Genomic DNA, 15,899 nt, shown 5'->3' on the forward strand with positions numbered 1-15,899 from the left:
TACTCCGTCGGCGGGTTCGCCTAGGCGCCCTGCTTGTAGTTGTTCAGCGCATAACCGCGATCGCGATAGAAGCGATAGCGTTCACGGCCCGCGGCCAGCTCGTCGGGCGCGTTGCCGACCACTTCGAGCAGCCGCTCGAAACGCGCGAACTGCATCGGCACCGCCGCGCCGAGATTCAGCAGCACATGGTGATGCGGCGCCTGGTCGAGATCGGCGGTCAGCACGATCGGCGTATCGGCCGCGTGCGGGCTGTCGACCGCGCAATGCGGAATGAAATCGAGCGGCGAGAAGGTCCAGAGCCGCTCGTCGAGCGCGCGCAGGCGTGCCGGCTCGGCAAGCACGACGACCGGCTGCCCGGCCAGGTAGGCCTTGCGCAGCAGCCGGCACGCGTAGGCGATCGAATCGCCGACGTTCGTGTGGAAATCGATCCGCGTCATTGTCCGCCGCGCCCGCCCGCCTGCAACGTCGTTCGCACCGCCATCACTGGCCGGCGCGATCGATCAGGAACTGCGCGAGCAGCGGCACCGGACGACCGGTCGCGCCCTTCGCCGCGCCGCCCTTCCACGCGGTGCCGGCGATGTCGAGGTGCGCCCACTGATAGTTCTCCGCGAAGCGCGACAGGAAGCATGCGGCCGTCACGCTGCCCGCCGGACGCCCGCCGATGTTCGCGAGGTCCGCGAAATTCGACTTGAGCTGATCCTGGTACTCGTCGTCGAGCGGCATGCGCCATGCCGGATCGTTCGCCTCGCGCGATGCGTCGAGCAGTTCGCCCGCCAGTGCATCGTCCTTCGAGAACAGGCCGCTGTTGTGGCTGCCGAGCGCGATGACGCACGCGCCCGTCAGCGTCGCGACGTCGATCACCGCCGCCGGCTTGAAGCGCTCGGCGTACGTCAGCGCATCGCACAGGATCAGGCGGCCTTCGGCGTCGGTGTTCAGCACCTCGATCGTCAGGCCCTTCATGCTGGTGACGATGTCGCCCGGCTTCGTCGCGTTGCCGGCCGGCATGTTCTCGCAGGTCGGGACGATCGCGACGACGTTGATCTTCAGGCCCATTTCGGCGACGGCGCGGATCGTGCCGAGCACGGAGCCCGCACCGCACATGTCGTACTTCATCTCGTCCATGCCTTCGCCCGGCTTCAGCGAGATGCCGCCGGTGTCGAACGTGATGCCCTTGCCGACCAGCACGACCGGCGCGGCCTTGGCCGCGGCGCCCTGGTAATGCAGCACGATGAACTGCGGCGGCTCGACCGATGCCCGCGCAACCGACAGGAACGACCCCATCTTCAGCGCCTGGATCTGCTTGAGGCCGAGCACCTCGGCCTTCAGGCCCCAGTCCTTTGCGAGCTTCTTCGCGGTGTTCGCGAGATAGGTCGGCGTGCACACATTGCCCGGCAGGTTGCCCAGATCGCGGGTCAGATCCATGCCGTTTGCCAGCGCGACCGCCTGCTTGACCGCGACCTTCGCCGCCTTCTCGTCGCCCGGATCGACGCTGAACACGACGCGCTTCAGCGCGTGCGACGCCGGTTCCGGCTTGCTCTTCATCTGCGTGAAGCGGTAGGTCTCGTTGCGCAGCGCGAGGATCGCCGCGCGCACGCCCCAGTCGGAGCTGCGCTCGTCGACGGGCAGCTGGGCCAGCGTGAACGTGACCTGGACCACCTTGGTCGCGAGCAGCGCGCGCCAAGCGGCGCCCACCGCGTCGTTATAGGCTTTCTGATTGAAAGCATCCTGCTTGCCCAGGCCGACGAGCAGCACGCGCGACGCGCCGATGCCCGACACCTCGTGCAGGAACAGCGTCTTGCCGCGCTTGCCGTCCATGTCGCCGGCCTTGACGATGCGCGAAATCAGTCCCTTGGTGGCCGTGTCGATGTCGAGCGCGGCGCCCGACAGCGTCTGCGCCTCGAAGATGCCGAGCACGATGCAGTCGGACTTCCCGGTCAGGAACCCCTTCGACTCGCCTTTGCTCCAATCACAGCCTTTTATGCTAAAGTCCATCGCGCTTGTCCTCGGATAAAATCTGGGCTAAGGATGAAAGCCGCAATTATCCGCTATTTTTCCCGTGGCGGCGCGAGCGCCTGCCCGTGCGTGCGCCGCCTCCCGCCCTCTTCTCTTCAAGAATGATCTTCGAACGCTCCCTCCAGCGCGAGCTTGCGTATACGGCTGGCGCCGTGTTCATGGTGCTGCTCACGATCATGCTGACGACGATGATGATCCGGATCGTCGGCTACGCCGCGTCCGGCGAAATCGATCCGCGAGACGTGCTCGTGCTGATCGGCCTCACCGTGATCGGCTACCTCGCCGTGATGCTCGTCGTCACGCTGTTCGTGTCGATCCTGTTCGTGCTGACCCGCTGGTATCGGGACTCCGAAATGGTCGTCTGGCTCGCATCGGGCGTCAGCCTGACGCGCCTCATCAAGCCGATCGGCGTATTCGCGACGCCCATCGTGCTGCTCATCGCGTTCTTCGCCTTCGTCGGCTGGCCGTGGTCGAACCAGCAAAGCCGGATGATCAAGGCCCGCTTCCAGCAGCGCGACGAGATCTCGCTGCTCGCACCCGGCCAGTTCCGCGAATCGTCGGCCAATCACCGCGTGTTCTTCATCGAAAAGATGTCGCCCGACCAGGCGAAGGTGCAGAACGTGTTCGTCACGTCGACCGAGAACGGCAAGGTCAACGTCGTCGTCTCGCAGACGGGCCATACCGAAACGACGAAGAACGGCGACCGTTTCGTCGTGCTCGAGGACGGCCGCCGCTACGACGGTACGCCGGGCCAGCCGAACTTCAAGATCATGGAATTCGAGCGCTACGGCGTGAAGATCCAGAGCAAGCCGGTCGTCAACGCGCCGAGCACCAACAGCCTGCCGACCCTCGATCTGCTGCGCGATCCGACCCGCGCCAACCTCGCGGAATTCGCATGGCGCGCGGGGCTGCCGCTGATCGCGATCAACCTGATGGTGCTCGGCATTCCGCTCGCATACCAGAACCCGCGCCGCAGCCGCACGATCAACCTCGTGATGGCCGTCCTGATCTACCTGACCTACTCGAACCTGCTCAACGTCGTACAGGCGCAGATCGAGCAGGGCAAGCTGTCGTTCGGCGTCGGCCTCGTCGGGCTGCATCTCGTCGTCGCGGCGCTCGTCGGCTTCATCTTCTGGCTGCGGGTGCGCAACCGGCCGCTGTTGACACGCGCGCTGTTCAGCCGCTCGACGGGAGCATGATCGATGCGGCTCTATGAAAAATATTTCGCGCGGCAGATCTATGTCACGTTCGTCTTCATCCTGTTCGCGTTCGCGGGCCTGTTCTTTTTCTTCGACCTGATCAGCGAACTGAACTCGGTCGGGCACGGCAACTACAAGTTCGGCTACGCGGTCCTGCGCGTCGCGCTGCAGACGCCGTCGCGCTTCTACGAAATCATTCCGGTCGCCGCACTCATCAGCGCGATCTATGTGTTCGCGCAGATGGCCGCAAGCTCGGAATTCACGATCTTCCGCGTGTCGGGCCTCGCAACCAACCAGGCGCTGCGCTCGTTGCTGAAAATCGGCATTCCGCTCGTGATCCTCACCTACCTGATCGGCGAGTTCGTCGGGCCGTACGCAGGCCAGCTGTCCGAACGCGTGCGGCTGCAGGCGCTCGGTTCGTCGGTGTCGTCGAACTTCGCGTCCGGCGTCTGGGTGAAGGACACGCTGACCGCACGCGCCGACGGCGAGCAGGTCACGCGCTTCGTCAACGTCGGCAGCCTGTCCCCGGATTCGACGATCAACAACGTGCGGATCTACGAATTCGACTCGAAATTTCAGCTGCAGAACGTCCGGATCGCGCAGACGGGCCGCTACGACCCGCCCGGCCACTGGCTGCTCAAGGGCGTGACGGAAACGGAACTGACGCCGATCAAGCCGGCCGGCGGGCAAGCCGCCGACGCGCTGAACCCGGTGTACCGGTCGCAGCAGGTGACGCTGCCCGAATTCTCGCTGCGCTCCGACCTGACCCCGCAGATCCTCTCGGTGCTGCTGGTATCGCCCGAGCGGATGTCGCTCATCAACCTGTTCCGCTATATCCAGCACCTGAGGGAGAACCACCAGGACACGCAGCGCTACGACATCGCGCTGTGGCGCAAGCTGCTGTATCCCTTCGCGGTATTCGTGATGCTGGTGCTGTCGCTGCCGTTCGCGTACCTGCACACGCGCGCGGGCGTGGTCGGCGTCAAGGTGTTCGGCGGCATCATGCTCGGCATGAGCTTCCAGCTGCTCAACACGCTGTTCTCGCATATCGGCACGCTGAACACGTGGCCTGCGCCGCTGACGGCGGCCATTCCCGGACTGATCTACCTGGGTCTCGGCCTGTTCGCGCTCAAATGGGTCGAGCGGCACTGAGCGGCGGCCTTCGAAGGAGTTCGACATGCATTCGCACGGTATCGTCCTGTTTGGCCACGGCGCGCGCGATGCGCGCTGGGCGGAGCCGTTCGAGCGGCTCGCCGCGCGGCTGCGCGCTGCGCGCGGTGCCGATGCGCCGGTATCGCTCGCATTCCTCGAGTTGATGACGCCCTCGCTCGACACCGCGATCGCCACGCAGATTGCGGCGGGCTGCTCGCGCATCACGGTGGTGCCGGTGTTCTTCGGCCAGGGCGGCCACATCCGGCGCGACCTGCCGCAGTTGATCGATGCATGCCGGGCCGCGCATCCGGGCGTCGAGATCCGCTGCGCGACCGCTGTCGGCGAGGACGACGGCGTGCTCGACGCGATCGCGCGCTACTGTCTCGACCAGGCCGGCGACGGCGCGTAGGCATTTCGGGTTCGCAAAAAAACGCTGGCAGACGCCAGCGTTTTTTTCGTCGGTCGACATGGCGCAAGGCCTTCGCCGCCCGGCGCGACGCCGCCCTCAGGCCGCGTCCCGCATCGCCGCCTTCGCGCGATGTCCGCGCTCGGCGAATGCTTCGCCGATCATCAACAGGCTCGGCTCCGCCGGATCGAGCCACGCCTGCGCGTCGCCCGCCGCCATCTCGGCCAGCGTCAACGTCAGCGTGCGCTCGCGCGCCGTGCTGCATGCCTCGACGATCGCCACCGGCGTCGACGGCGCACGGCCCGCGTCGATCAGCTGCTGCGCAATGCCGGGCGCGCTGTCGCGCCCCATGTAGTACACGATCGAGTCGGCACGCGCGGCCTCGCGAATCTCCTCGCTGCCCGGCGCGCGGCTGTGTGTCGCGAACGCGACGCTGCGCGCCACGCCGCGCAAGGTCAGCGAGCGCTTCAGCGACGCCGCGCCGGCCAGCGCCGCGGTGATGCCCGGCACGATCTCGTAGTCGATACCCGCGGCTTCGAGCGCGCGCATCTCCTCGTCCGCGCGGCCGAACAGCATCGGATCGCCGCCTTTCAGCCGCACGACGCGCGCATGCTCGCGCGCCGCATCGACGATCTGCTTGTTGATGAAGTGCTGCGCGGTCGAACGCTGCCCGCAGCGCTTGCCGACCGCGATCTTGCGCGCGTTCGGCGCGTAGTCGAGCATCGACGGCTCGACGAGCGCATCGTGCAGCACGACATCGGCCTCGGCGAGCAGGCGTGCGCCGCGCACCGTAATGAGGTCCGCCGCGCCCGGCCCGGCACCGATCAGATACACCTTGCCCATGGTTCTCGCTTCCCTGCGAGCGCCGGCATCGGCCCGCGCCGCCGAAGCGGCGCGGCAACGCCGATTACGCCGAAAACGCCCGGATCATGCCTGCGGCGACCGTGTGGTGCGTCGCCTCGTCGATCAGCACGAACGCGCCCGTGCCCGGATGCGCGTCGTACGTGTCGCAGACGATCGGCTTTTGCAGCGTAAGCGCCACGCGGCCGATGTCGTTCATCTTCAGGTCGTGACGGTCGGTCGCGTGCGACAGCGTGTGCACGTCGAGCACCTGCTTGACCGCACCGATCTTCGCGAACACCGTGCTCGTGGTCTGCTTGAGCAGGTATTTGCGCTGCGGCGACAGCGGCGCCTCGTCGAACCAGCACAGATCCGCCTCGAGCTTCTTCGCCGGCGCGACCGCCTCGCCGGCCGGCACGAACATGTCGCCGCGCGACACGTCGACGTCCTCCGCGAGACGGATCGTCACCGTCTGGCCGGCGAACGCATGCCCGACCGCCGCGGTGCCGCCCGGCACCGGCGCGACGATCTCGGCGACCGTCGCGGTACGGTTCGACGGCAACACGACGATCTCGTCGCCGACCTTCACCTCACCCGCCTCGATGCGGCCCATGTAGCCGCGGAAATCGTCGGCCGAACTGCCGTCCTGGCGCGCCACCCATTGCACCGGGAAGCGCAGCGCGTCGTGCGCCTGCGTCTCGACCGGCAGCGACTCGAGCACGTCGAGCAGCGGCTCTCCCGCATACCAGGGCATCCGCTCGCTCGCGCCGACGATGTTGTCGCCCTTCAGCGCCGACACCGGCACGAAACGCACGTCGGTCAGGCCGAGCTGCTGGGCGAGTGCGACGTACGCGTCGCGGATCTCGTTGAAGCGCGCTTCGCTGTAGTCGACGAGGTCCATCTTGTTGATCGCGACGATGACGTGCTGCAGCCCGAGCAGCTTGACGATCGCGCTGTGGCGCTTGGTCTGCGGCAGCAGTTGCGCGACGCCGTCCTCGAACGTCACGCGCGTCGGGTCGATCAGGATGATCGCCGCATGCGCGGTCGACGCGCCCGTCACCATGTTGCGCGTGTACTGCTCGTGGCCCGGCGTGTCGGCGATGATGAACTTGCGCTTCGCGGTCGCGAAATAGCGATACGCGACATCGATCGTGATGCCCTGCTCGCGCTCGGCCTCGAGGCCGTCGGTCAGCAGCGCGAGGTCGAGCTCGTCGCCGACCGTGCGCTTGTTCTTCGCGCGCGACAGCGCGGACAGCTGGTCGGACAGCACGGCCTTGCTGTCGTACAGCAGACGGCCGATCAGCGTGCTCTTGCCGTCGTCGACGCTGCCCGCGGTGATGAAGCGCAGCACGCCGAGGTCTTCGTTTTTCTCGATGATGCTCATGATGTGAATGTCCTCGTGTGCTTCAGAAATAACCTTGCTTCTTGCGCTGTTCCATCGCGGCTTCGGAGGTCTGGTCGTCCATCCGGGTCGCGCCGCGCTCGGTGATCTCGGTCACCGCCGTCTCGGCGATGATCTTCTCGACATCGTCCGCATCGCTCTCGACCGGGCACGTGCAGCTGATGTCGCCGACCGTGCGGAAGCGCACCTGCGCCATCTCGCTCGATTCGCCTTCGCGCATCGGCGTGAGCGGCGTGACCGGCACGAGCAACCCGTTGCGGCGCACGATCTCGCGCTGGTGCGCGTAGTAGATCGACGGCAGTTCGAGGTTCTCGCGGGCGATGTATTGCCACACGTCGAGCTCGGTCCAGTTCGAGATCGGGAACACGCGCAGGTGCTCGCCGTTGTGCAGGCGCGCGTTGTACAGGCTCCACAGCTCCGGGCGCTGCGCCTTCGGATCCCACTGGCCGAATTCGTCGCGGAACGAGAAGATGCGCTCCTTCGCGCGCGCCTTCTCTTCATCGCGGCGCGCACCGCCGATCATCGCGGTATAGCCGTATTGCTCGATCGTCTCGAGCAGCGTGACGGCCTGCGCGGCGTTGCGCGAGTCGGTCTCGCGACGCAGCACGACCGTGCCGCGCTTGATCGAATCCTCGACGTGGCCGACGACCAGCTCGGCGCCGATCTCCTTCGCGCGGCGGTCGCGGAAGTCGATCACCTCGTCGTAGTTGTGACCGGTGTCGATGTGCACGAGCGGGAACGGCAGCGACGTCTTGCGGTTCGCGCCAAGGCCGAACGCCTTCAGCGCCAGGTGCAGCACGACGACCGAGTCCTTGCCGCCGGAAAACAGCAGCGCCGGCTTGCTGCATTCGGCGACCAGTTCGCGCAGGATATGGATCGACTCGGCCTCGAGCCAGTCGAGGTGGCCCATGCGGCTGGCGTCGCCGGCGGGCGGGGCAAAGGCGGATTGCTCGAGCGTCGTGCTCATGGTTTCAGTCCTTCTTTTCTGGGTTCGTGCCGCCCGCTTTCGCGGGCAGCGCAATATTCGGTCTTGTGTTCGCCGTTCAGCGCGCGGCGCTCGCATCGGCCGTCGCGGAAACCGGCGTGATCGAGATGTGCAGCCCGCACTCCTTCGTATCGCGCGACTCCCACCACCAGCGGCCCGCCCGGCTGTCCTCGCCCGGGCGAATCGCGCGCGTGCAGGGTTCGCAGCCGATGCTCGGATAACCGCGTGCGTGCAGCGGATTGACCGGCACGTCGAATGCCTTCAGGTACGTCCACACGTCGCTCTCGGTCCAGTCGGCGAGCGGGTTGTACTTCGCGATGCCGCGCGCGTCGTCCTGCTCTTCCTCGTGCAGCTCCGCACGCGTGACCGACTGCTCGCGGCGCTGGCCCGTGACCCACGCATCAACGTCGGCGAGCGCGCGATTGAGCGGCTCGACCTTGCGGATCTGGCAACACGACTTGCGCAGCTCGACGCTCTCGTAGAACGCGTTCAGGCCGTGCTCGGCGACATACTTGTCGACCGCATCCTGCTGCGGATGGAACTGCTCGATCTCGTAGCCGTAACGTTCGCGCACGCGGTCGATCATGCCGAGCGTTTCCGCATGCAGGCGCCCGGTGTTCAGCGAGAAGATGCCGATCGGCAGGCCCTTCGACAGGATCGCGTGCGTGAGCAGCATGTCCTCGGCGGCGAGGCTGCTCGCGAACTTCACCTTCGAATGACGGCCGGCGATCTGCGCGAGCAGCGCGTCGAGCCGTCCGATCTTCGCGACGAGTTCCGACGTCAGCGTGTCTGCAGTCGCGGCGCTCATGCGTTCACCTTGGCCTCGGCCGCCTCGCGGCGACGGAACAGCGGCAGCGGCTGCTCGACCGACGCCTGATACCACTGCGTGAATTCGCCGAACGCATTGAGCGCGTCGTGGATGTCCTTGTCCGCGCGCACCGCAAACGCGTCGAAACCGCAGCGCGACATATAGAGCAACTGGTCGCGCAGCACATCGCCGATCGCGCGCAGTTCGCCCGTCCAGCCGTAACGCTGGCGCAACAGGCGCGCGATGCTGTAGCCGCGGCCATCCCCGAAGCGCGGGAAATCGACGCCGATCAGCGTAATCGCATCGAAGTCGGCCACGAGATCGGCCGGCTCGCTGTCCGGCGCGAGCCACACGCCGAGTTCGTCCTTCGCCTTCGCGGCGACGAGCGCCGCGCGCTCGGCCTGCCACAGTGCGAACGGCACCAGCACCTTGCCTGCCGGCAGCGCGTCGACCGCGGGCAGCGCACCGTCCTCCGCCGCACGCACGACCTGCCATGCATCGTCGTCGATCACTGCGCGGTTCTTGATAATCGAAGCCATCTGCTAATTCCTTCTACCCGGTTGGTTACGCGTGCGCGGCCTGGCGCGCAGCGTACACGCGCTCCTTGAACGGCGTCATGCCGATGCGATCGAATGTGTCGATGAAGCGCTCGCCTTCGGCGCGCGACTCGACATACGTGTCGATCAGCTTCGCGATCACGCCCGGCACTTCGTCCGCGGAGAACGACGGGCCGATCACGCGGCCAAGACGCGCGCCGCCGTGGCCCGTGCCCTGTTCGCCGCCGAGCGACACCTGATACCACTCTGCGCCGTCCTTGTCGACACCGAGAATGCCGATGTTGCCGATGTGGTGGTGGCCGCACGAGTTCATGCAGCCGGAGATGTTCAGCGACAGGTCGCCCAGGTCGTAGACGTAATCCAGATCATCGAAGCGCTGCTGGATCGCGAGCGTGATCGGGATCGACTTCGCGTTCGCGAGCGAGCAGAAGTCGCCGCCCGGGCACGCGATGATGTCGGTCAGAAGGCCGATGTTCGGCGTCGCGAAACCGGCCGCCTTCGCCTTTTCCCACAGGGCGAACAGGTCGCGCTTCTTCACGTTCGCGAGGATCAGGTTCTGTTCGTGCGACACGCGCAACTCGCCGTGCGAATAGGCGTCGGCCCAGTCGGCGACCTGGTCCATCTGCGCGTCGGTCGCGTCGCCCGGCGCGATGCGGTGGTCCTTCAGCGACAGCGTGACGGCTGCATAGCCCGGCACCTTGTGCGGCGCGACGTTACGCTCGACCCAGCGCGCGAACGCCTTGTTCTCGAGCAGATGCTGCTCGAACGAGGCGTCGGTATCCGCGAGCTTTTCGTAGACGGGCGGCCGGAAGTATTGCGACACGCGGTCGAGCTCTTCCTGCGTGAGCGTCGACGGACCGTTCTTCAGGTGCTGCCACTCTTCCTCGACCTGCTGCGAGAACTTCGCCGGCGACAGCGCCTTCACGAGGATCTTGATCCGCGCCTTGTACAGGTTGTCGCGGCGGCCATAGCGGTTGTACACGCGCAGCACGGCTTCGCAGTAGGTCAGCAGGTGCTGCCACGGCAGGTCTTCCTTGATGACCGCGCCGATGATCGGCGTGCGGCCCAGGCCGCCGCCCGCGAGGATGCTCGCGACCACCTCGCCCTGCGCGTTCTTCTTCAGGTAGACGCCGAGGTCGTGGATCTGCACGGCCGCGCGGTCGTCCTTCGAGCCGGACACCGCGATCTTGAACTTGCGCGGCAGCCATGCGAATTCGGGATGGAACGTCGACCACTGGCGGAGAATCTCGGCCCACGGACGCGGATCGACCTCCTCGTCCTGCGCGACGCCCGCGAACTGATCCGCGGTGACGTTGCGAATGCAGTTGCCCGACGTCTGGATGCCGTGCATCTGCACCGATGCGAGCTTTTCGAGGATTTCCGGCGTTTCCTCGAGCTTGACCCAGTTGAACTGGATGTTCGTGCGGGTCGAGAAGTGGCCGTAGCCGCGGTCGTGCTCGCGCGCGATGCGGGCGAGCATCCGGAGCTGGTCGCTGCGCAGGTTGCCGTACGGAATCGCGATGCGGTGCATATACGCGTGGCGCTGCATGTACAGGCCGTTTTGCAGGCGCAGCGGACGGAACTCCTCTTCGCTCAATTCGCCCGACAAGCGACGGCGCACCTGATCGCGGTACTGCGCGACGCGCTCGTCGACGATCGTCTGGTCGTACTGGTCGTACTGATACATTCGGGGACCCCAGGGTTTTCGTGTTGACTGCACGGCGTCCTAGCCACGCCGCGCCCGAATTCCGTATCGCCGCCGCCCGGCCTTCGGCCGCCGGCTGGAATGCTAATGACGAATACAGATATCCATATTTGAAAAACTCTGGTGAATCGTAATAAACTCGCCTTATATTTCAAACGACTAAAAAATTCTGTTGATATGCGGAAGGGTTATAAATGAACCTGCACCAATTTCGCTTCGTGCGCGAGGCCGTCCGGCAGAATTTCAACCTCACCGAAGCCGCCAAGGCGCTGCATACGTCACAGCCGGGGGTGTCGAAGGCGATCATCGAGCTGGAGGACGAACTCGGCGTGGAGATCTTCACACGCCACGGCAAGCGCGTGCGCTCGCTCACCGAGCCGGGCCGGATCATCCTCGCGTCGGTCGAGCGGATTCTCCAGGAAGTCGAGAGCCTTAAAAGGGTCGGGAAAGATTACGCCGCGCAGGATCAGGGCAACCTGACGATCGCCGCGACCCACACGCAGGCCCGCTACTCGCTGCCGGCCGCGATCGCCGAGTTCAAGAAGCGCTTCCCGAAGGTGCATCTGTCGATCCTGCAGGGCAGCCCGACGCAGGTCGCCGAGATGGTGATCCACGATCAGGCCGATCTCGCGATCGCGACCGAGGCGATCGCCGACTACAAGGATCTGGTGTCGCTGCCGTGCTTCCAGTGGCACCACGCGGTCGTGGTGCCGCCCGACCATCCGCTGCTCGAGCGCAAGACGATCACGCTCGACGATCTCGCGCAATACCCGCTGATCACCTACGACGACGCGTTCGCCGGCCGCAAGAAGATCAACCAGGCATTCGCGCTGCGCGGGCTGTCGCCGGACATCGTGCTCGAAGCCATCGACGCGGACGTGATCAAGACCTATGTGGAGCTGGGGCTCGGGGTCGGGATCATGGCCGACATCGCGTTCAATCCGGAGCGCGACCGCAATCTCCGGATGATTCCGGTCGGCCACCTGTTCGGCAGCAACGTCACGCGCGTCGCGCTCAAGCAGGGAGCGTATCTGCGCAGCTATGTGTATACGCTCGTCGAACTGCTGTCGCCGACACTGAACCGCAAGCTGATCGAGCAGGCGCTCAAGGGCGAGGCCGAATCGTATGAGCTTTGAGCGGCCGCGGTAACGAGAACGGAGGAGCTAATCGCATCCTTTTTTATGGGTGCGTCATGCCGATCCATGCTCCCCTTTTGTTACCTGCCCCGACGGGAGGCCGTTCGGACGCTTGCCCGGTTCCCGGTTTTCGGTGATAATTCGCGTTTTCGCCGCGCACAATCGTATGCACGGCTCGAATAAGCCCAGGTGGTGAAATTGGTAGACGCAGGGGACTCAAAATCCCCCGCCGCAAGGCGTGCCGGTTCGATTCCGGCCCTGGGCACCAGATTCACGGCATAAGCAAGCGCTCAGCCGTATCAAAACCCGCACAAGCCCATCGCTTCGCGGGTTTTTTGTTTTCCGGCAGAACTGTGCCCGGCACTATCGGCGTCCGCACCGGACGGCACCGCCGCTCAACGAGCGTGCGCGACCGCATCGATCTTGCCGAGCAGCCACTGCATGCCGGCGAGGTGCTGCTGATCGTGGCTGCACAGATAATGAACCAGCCCCCGCACCGTCAATGCGCCATAGCCCTCGAATGCGGCGGTGCGCGCGAGCTGCGCCGGCGTCAGACGCGACACGATATCGATCGTCCGGCGCCGCGCCGTGCGAAATTCGGCGAGCACGCCGGCGGCATCGGCCGTGTCGTAGCGCCGCTCGCTCGCCAGCGCGTCGCTATCGAGCGACACGAGCAGCGGCCGATCCTCTTCGAGCATGCGGCGCAACCTGACGTGATATCCGTCGATCTCGATGTCGCGCACATGACAGAGCTGCCCGAGCGGAGAAAATCGCTCGCTCGGGATCCCTTCCCAGTCGTCCGGCGTCCAGTGCGCGTAGCCATCGGGCACCGCCGCGTAGTGGGCGGCGAGGAGTCGGGGAAAATCCGCCAGTGCGTCGAGTGTCGTCGGGTTCATGCGAGGGTCTCCCTGTCGTGTGCGCGGCGCGCCGCCGCGCTTACTTCACGCTGAATCGATACGTGCCTTGCGTGCGATGCCCGTCCGTTGCGACGGCCACCCACTTGACCGTGTACGCACCCGGCACAAGCTGCGCGAGCGGCACCGTCATCCGCTTTCGGTTCGCGGCGTCGACGCTCGCCCGGCCGTCGGACACCGTCTTGCCTTCGCCGTCGACGACGATGATCGAGCTGAATGCCGGCTCGAGCGTCTCGGTGAAATCGATTTTGACGGCGGCAGGCGTTGCGGCCATTACCGCGTTTGCGGCCGGATCGGTTTTGGCGGGCCGCGCATGCGCGAACACACTCGCCGAAACGGTTGCCGCAAGCACAGCCGCCGCGGCTTTGCGGCTGAAGGAATGCCAATCGAAGATCATGGTTTGTCCGTGACAAGTGAACGATTGCCGCGCGCGGGCATGCCACCCACGGCGCACCGCAGCTTACCAGTTGCGCACGGCATCGTGCCGGCGACGGGCCGCTGCTTGATAGAATGCGCGCGCTATGGATCTCGAAAGCATTCTCTTCACACAAGGGTTCGGCTCGCGCCGCCAGTGCCGCGGCTTGATCGACGCAGGGCGCGTCTCGATCGGCGGCACGGCCTGCACCGACGCCGACGCCGCGTTCGACACCGACGGACTGGTCTTCTCGGTCGACGGCGTGGAATGGCCATTCCACGCGCGCGCCTATCTCGCGCTCAACAAGCCGGCCGGCTACGAATGCTCGCGCGACCCGCAACACCATGCGAGCGTGTTCAACCTGCTTCCGCCGCCGCTGATCGCGCGCGGCGTGCAATGCGTGGGCCGTCTCGACCAGGACACGACCGGGCTGCTGCTGCTGTCCGACGACGGTCAGTTCGTCCACGCGTATACGTCGCCGAAACGCAAGGTGCCGAAGACCTATCTCGCGACCGTGCGCCATCCGCTCGACGACACGCAGCTCGCCGCACTGCGCGCTGGTGTGTTGCTGCACGGCGAGCCGAAGCCGATCGCCGCGGTCGCCGCCGAAGCGCGCGACACGCATTGCCTCGCGCTGACCGTGCTCGAAGGCAAATACCACCAGGTGAAGCGGATGGTGGCCGCCGCAAGCAACCGCGTCGAGGCGCTGCACCGGGAAAGCATCGGCGGTCTCACGCTGCCTGGCACGCTCGCGCCGGGCGCATGGCAATGGCTCGGCGAAACCGAACTGGCCGCGCTGCGCAGCACCGCGAAAACCCTGTAAGGGAAAATCCGCACGACCGTTCGATCCCGTATTCGGGCTTGCCGCATGGCGGTGCCAGATGCCTCTCGCTATACTCGAATCACAAGTTGTAAGCGATGTAGGGGAGACATCATGCAGATCGCCCACCCGATCGAAATGTCATATGTGGTGCTCGCGTTCGCCGCGCTCGGCGCGATTGTGATCGGCGGGCTGCTTGTGGCCATGCACCTGAAACACCGATATCACCCGAACCTGATCGGTGCGCTGATCGGCGAGTTGCTCTGCTTCCTGCTGATCGAGGCGCTACCGGCGCTGACCTGACGCGCCACCGTGCGCGAGCGTTGCCAGGAAATCGTCGACGGTCGGATAGCGCAGCGCCACGCGCAATTCGCGCTTGAGCCGCGCATTGCGCAGCCGTCGCGATTCGCGCATGAACGACAGCAGCGTCGGTTCGAGCAGGCGCTCCGCTTCCGCACGGCTCACGCGCGGCGGCGGCGGCAGCCCCACCGCGTGCGCGACGCGATCGAAATACTCCCCCATCCGCAGCACGCTGTCGTCCGACGCATGCACCGCGCGCGATGGTTTGCCGCGCACCGCCACGTTCCGCAGGATCGCCGCCAGATCGTCCGCGTGAATGTGATTCGTATAGACGTCGTCGGCCGGATCGAGCGCAGGCGTGCCCCGTTCAAGGCGCGCGACGGGCAGCCGGTTCGCCGCGTAGATGCCGGGGATGCGCACGATGCACGCCGACAGCACGCCGCGCGCGGTGGCCGCGCGCAATTGCCGCTCGGCCGACACGCGCCGATACGCGCGCGGATTCGCTGGACACAACGGATGCGTTTCGTCAATCCACGCGCCGCCGCAATCCCCGTAAACGCCGCTCGTGCTCGCATAGACGAGGCGCGGCGCGCGAAGGCCGTCGGGTACAATACGCGCTACCTGCAAGGGCGAGCCGGCCGACCGGGCCGCCGCGCGCCCGATCCGCAACCGGCCGGTGACCGATGCCGGCGGACGCGACGGCCGCCGCGCGCGCGCGGTCAGCGCAGCGACCAGCGCGCGCGTGCGCCGGTCTTCGGCGCCATCGGGCTGAGGCGGTGCGAGGTGCAGGATCGTGCGGGCGAGGCCCGCAATGCGGGCGAGCGTCTCCGGGCGGTCAAGATTGCCGACGATGGGCGTCGCGCCCGCAGCGCGCAGTTCGTTGCGCCGGGCAGGATGGCTCGTCAGCGCGACGATCCGCGGGTTGCCGCGCCGCGCGCGCCATTGCTCGACGCAGCGCAGGCCGACATCGCCGCAGCCGACGATCAGCACGCGCGGCCGGCGCAGAATTCGTGTCGCGATCATGATGGTTGTGAAATCAGGAGCAGCGTTGCGCAGCGCGCAACGGCTTGCATTGTAGCTGCCGTGCACGATATGCACGGTCCCCACATATTGTTCTAGACGGTTCTATGGCATTCAACGTCACTCTCAAGCAAAGCGGCCGACAGTTCCAGGTCGAATCGGACGAAACCGTGCTGGCGGCCGCGCTGCGCCAGAACGTCCATCTGCCGTACGGCTGCAAGAACGGC

At 66.1% G+C, this 15,899-nt stretch carries 18 protein-coding genes and 1 tRNA gene; 8 read left to right on the plus strand and 11 right to left on the minus strand.

Translation table 11 applies throughout. From position 1 onward, the window contains the following. Positions 1–20: 20 nt before the first annotated feature. Both KH616_RS03485 and KH616_RS03490 read right to left on the minus strand, forming a co-directional pair. Entirely contained in the window at positions 21–437 is a 417-nt protein-coding gene (locus KH616_RS03485) for a DNA polymerase III subunit chi (protein ID WP_292236488.1), read from the minus strand. Between the two features lie 43 nt (positions 438–480). Further along, entirely contained in the window at positions 481–1,992 is a 1,512-nt protein-coding gene (locus tag KH616_RS03490) for a leucyl aminopeptidase (RefSeq protein WP_292236490.1), read from the minus strand. 122 nt (positions 1,993–2,114) lie between these two features. On the opposite strand from KH616_RS03490, the gene lptF reads away from it, so the two are divergent. Genes lptF through KH616_RS03505 form a run of 3 tightly spaced genes read left to right on the plus strand, consistent with a single transcriptional unit; the run spans position 2,115 to position 4,773 of the window. Further along, positions 2,115–3,212, plus strand: a complete 1,098-nt coding sequence (lptF, locus tag KH616_RS03495; protein WP_292236493.1) for an LPS export ABC transporter permease LptF — start codon at positions 2,115–2,117, stop codon at positions 3,210–3,212. A gap of 3 nt (positions 3,213–3,215) precedes the next feature. Next, positions 3,216–4,364, plus strand: a complete 1,149-nt coding sequence (gene lptG, locus KH616_RS03500; RefSeq protein WP_292236494.1) for an LPS export ABC transporter permease LptG — start codon at positions 3,216–3,218, stop codon at positions 4,362–4,364. Between the two features lie 25 nt (positions 4,365–4,389). Next, positions 4,390–4,773: a CbiX/SirB N-terminal domain-containing protein gene (locus KH616_RS03505; RefSeq protein ID WP_292236496.1), complete on the plus strand. Its 384-nt coding sequence runs from the start codon at positions 4,390–4,392 to the stop codon at positions 4,771–4,773. Between the two features lie 96 nt (positions 4,774–4,869). Here KH616_RS03505 and cobA read toward each other — a convergent pair whose 3' ends face one another. From cobA to KH616_RS03535, 6 genes are all read right to left on the minus strand, one after another. Then, a complete protein-coding gene (gene cobA, locus KH616_RS03510; RefSeq protein WP_292236498.1) occupies positions 4,870–5,613 on the minus strand; it encodes a uroporphyrinogen-III C-methyltransferase in 744 nt (247 codons plus the stop codon). Between the two features lie 64 nt (positions 5,614–5,677). After that, positions 5,678–6,994: a sulfate adenylyltransferase subunit 1 gene (locus KH616_RS03515; RefSeq protein WP_292236500.1), complete on the minus strand. Its 1,317-nt coding sequence runs from the start codon at positions 6,992–6,994 to the stop codon at positions 5,678–5,680. 22 nt (positions 6,995–7,016) lie between these two features. Then, positions 7,017–7,979, minus strand: a complete 963-nt coding sequence (cysD, locus tag KH616_RS03520) for a sulfate adenylyltransferase subunit CysD (protein ID WP_292236502.1) — start codon at positions 7,977–7,979, stop codon at positions 7,017–7,019. A gap of 76 nt (positions 7,980–8,055) precedes the next feature. Continuing rightward, complete coding sequence (locus tag KH616_RS03525) at positions 8,056–8,805, minus strand: phosphoadenylyl-sulfate reductase (RefSeq protein WP_292236505.1); 750 nt, start codon at positions 8,803–8,805, stop codon at positions 8,056–8,058. Continuing rightward, complete coding sequence (locus tag KH616_RS03530; protein WP_292236508.1) at positions 8,802–9,344, minus strand: DUF934 domain-containing protein; 543 nt, start codon at positions 9,342–9,344, stop codon at positions 8,802–8,804. Before KH616_RS03530 ends, KH616_RS03525 begins: the two co-directional genes overlap by 4 nt. A gap of 25 nt (positions 9,345–9,369) precedes the next feature. After that, complete coding sequence (locus KH616_RS03535) at positions 9,370–11,049, minus strand: nitrite/sulfite reductase (RefSeq protein WP_292236510.1); 1,680 nt, start codon at positions 11,047–11,049, stop codon at positions 9,370–9,372. Positions 11,050–11,261: 212 nt separating this feature from the next. Between KH616_RS03535 and KH616_RS03540 the strand changes: the two genes are divergently transcribed. Both KH616_RS03540 and KH616_RS03545 read left to right on the plus strand, forming a co-directional pair. Further along, positions 11,262–12,203 carry a CysB family HTH-type transcriptional regulator gene (locus KH616_RS03540; RefSeq protein ID WP_292236513.1) on the plus strand — a complete coding sequence of 314 codons (942 nt, stop codon included), beginning with the start codon at positions 11,262–11,264 and terminating at the stop codon, positions 12,201–12,203. A 183-nt stretch (positions 12,204–12,386) separates the two neighbouring features. Then, positions 12,387–12,471: transfer RNA gene (locus KH616_RS03545), tRNA-Leu, on the plus strand. A 127-nt stretch (positions 12,472–12,598) separates the two neighbouring features. Here KH616_RS03545 and KH616_RS03550 read toward each other — a convergent pair. Both KH616_RS03550 and copC read right to left on the minus strand, forming a co-directional pair. Beyond that, the gene (locus KH616_RS03550; RefSeq protein WP_292236515.1) at positions 12,599–13,099 is read right to left on the minus strand and encodes a DinB family protein; all 501 of its coding nucleotides are present in this window, start codon (positions 13,097–13,099) and stop codon (positions 12,599–12,601) included. 40 nt (positions 13,100–13,139) lie between these two features. After that, positions 13,140–13,514: a copper homeostasis periplasmic binding protein CopC gene (copC, locus tag KH616_RS03555; RefSeq protein WP_292236518.1), complete on the minus strand. Its 375-nt coding sequence runs from the start codon at positions 13,512–13,514 to the stop codon at positions 13,140–13,142. Positions 13,515–13,638: 124 nt separating this feature from the next. On the opposite strand from copC, the gene KH616_RS03560 reads away from it, so the two are divergent. Together KH616_RS03560 and KH616_RS03565 are read left to right on the plus strand one after the other, a co-directional pair. After that, positions 13,639–14,355: a 16S rRNA pseudouridine(516) synthase gene (locus KH616_RS03560; RefSeq protein WP_292236522.1), complete on the plus strand. Its 717-nt coding sequence runs from the start codon at positions 13,639–13,641 to the stop codon at positions 14,353–14,355. 111 nt (positions 14,356–14,466) lie between these two features. Next, positions 14,467–14,655 carry a hypothetical protein gene (locus KH616_RS03565; RefSeq protein ID WP_292236524.1) on the plus strand — a complete coding sequence of 63 codons (189 nt, stop codon included), beginning with the start codon at positions 14,467–14,469 and terminating at the stop codon, positions 14,653–14,655. Here KH616_RS03565 and KH616_RS03570 read toward each other — a convergent pair. Further along, complete coding sequence (locus KH616_RS03570) at positions 14,638–15,675, minus strand: NAD-dependent epimerase/dehydratase family protein (protein WP_292236527.1); 1,038 nt, start codon at positions 15,673–15,675, stop codon at positions 14,638–14,640. The genes KH616_RS03565 and KH616_RS03570 overlap by 18 nt on opposite strands. A 104-nt stretch (positions 15,676–15,779) precedes the next feature. On the opposite strand from KH616_RS03570, the gene KH616_RS03575 reads away from it, so the two are divergent. Further along, positions 15,780–15,899, plus strand: a 120-nt coding sequence (locus KH616_RS03575) for a 2Fe-2S iron-sulfur cluster-binding protein (RefSeq protein WP_292236533.1), incomplete at its 3' end; no start/stop codon positions are given.

Source organism: Burkholderia sp., assembly GCF_018375725.1.
Taxonomy (GTDB): domain Bacteria; phylum Pseudomonadota; class Gammaproteobacteria; order Burkholderiales; family Burkholderiaceae; genus Burkholderia.

Coding starts and splice junctions, on each gene's coding strand:
- KH616_RS03485 (WP_292236488.1), bottom strand. CDS start 437: ATGACGCGGATCGATTTCCACACGAACGTCGGCGATTCGATCGCCTAC.
- KH616_RS03550 (WP_292236515.1), bottom strand. CDS start 13,099: ATGAACCCGACGACACTCGACGCACTGGCGGATTTTCCCCGACTCCTC.
- KH616_RS03530 (WP_292236508.1), bottom strand. CDS start 9,344: ATGGCTTCGATTATCAAGAACCGCGCAGTGATCGACGACGATGCATGG.
- copC (WP_292236518.1), bottom strand. CDS start 13,514: ATGATCTTCGATTGGCATTCCTTCAGCCGCAAAGCCGCGGCGGCTGTG.
- lptG (WP_292236494.1), top strand. CDS start 3,216: ATGCGGCTCTATGAAAAATATTTCGCGCGGCAGATCTATGTCACGTTC.
- lptF (WP_292236493.1), top strand. CDS start 2,115: ATGATCTTCGAACGCTCCCTCCAGCGCGAGCTTGCGTATACGGCTGGC.
- KH616_RS03560 (WP_292236522.1), top strand. CDS start 13,639: ATGGATCTCGAAAGCATTCTCTTCACACAAGGGTTCGGCTCGCGCCGC.
- KH616_RS03490 (WP_292236490.1), bottom strand. CDS start 1,992: ATGGACTTTAGCATAAAAGGCTGTGATTGGAGCAAAGGCGAGTCGAAG.
- KH616_RS03570 (WP_292236527.1), bottom strand. CDS start 15,675: ATGATCGCGACACGAATTCTGCGCCGGCCGCGCGTGCTGATCGTCGGC.
- KH616_RS03565 (WP_292236524.1), top strand. CDS start 14,467: ATGCAGATCGCCCACCCGATCGAAATGTCATATGTGGTGCTCGCGTTC.
- KH616_RS03525 (WP_292236505.1), bottom strand. CDS start 8,805: ATGAGCGCCGCGACTGCAGACACGCTGACGTCGGAACTCGTCGCGAAG.
- cysD (WP_292236502.1), bottom strand. CDS start 7,979: ATGAGCACGACGCTCGAGCAATCCGCCTTTGCCCCGCCCGCCGGCGAC.
- KH616_RS03540 (WP_292236513.1), top strand. CDS start 11,262: ATGAACCTGCACCAATTTCGCTTCGTGCGCGAGGCCGTCCGGCAGAAT.
- cobA (WP_292236498.1), bottom strand. CDS start 5,613: ATGGGCAAGGTGTATCTGATCGGTGCCGGGCCGGGCGCGGCGGACCTC.
- KH616_RS03515 (WP_292236500.1), bottom strand. CDS start 6,994: ATGAGCATCATCGAGAAAAACGAAGACCTCGGCGTGCTGCGCTTCATC.
- KH616_RS03535 (WP_292236510.1), bottom strand. CDS start 11,049: ATGTATCAGTACGACCAGTACGACCAGACGATCGTCGACGAGCGCGTC.
- KH616_RS03505 (WP_292236496.1), top strand. CDS start 4,390: ATGCATTCGCACGGTATCGTCCTGTTTGGCCACGGCGCGCGCGATGCG.